We start from the raw sequence: 261 nt of genomic DNA on the forward strand, positions 1-261 counted from the left end.
GGATTCGCGTATCAACCTATAGCGCTGGTCATATCTTAGGGGCTGTGGCCATTGGGTTTGAGACCAACGACGAGGGGAGTGTCCTCTTTACAGGAGACTATTCTGTTGCACCTGGACGTCTCATCGGGGGCCTTCGCATACCACACGGCACGCGCTATGATGCGGTCATCTCGGAATCCACCTACGGCTCACGCTTACATGAGAATCGAGCACAACAAGAAAAAGCACTGGCACAGCAAGTGTCTGACGTGATTCAACAGG

The 261-nt window shown here is 53.3% G+C and carries 1 protein-coding gene; it reads left to right on the forward strand.

Annotated elements, in window-relative coordinates; all coding sequences use genetic code 11:
• On the forward strand, nucleotides 1-261 hold a 261-nt coding region (locus tag MM817_RS16685; protein WP_241717200.1), incomplete at both ends, for an MBL fold metallo-hydrolase.

The sequence above is a fragment of the Sulfoacidibacillus ferrooxidans genome, assembly GCF_022606465.1.
In the GTDB taxonomy this organism is placed as follows: domain Bacteria; phylum Bacillota; class Bacilli; order Alicyclobacillales; family SLC66; genus Sulfoacidibacillus; species Sulfoacidibacillus ferrooxidans.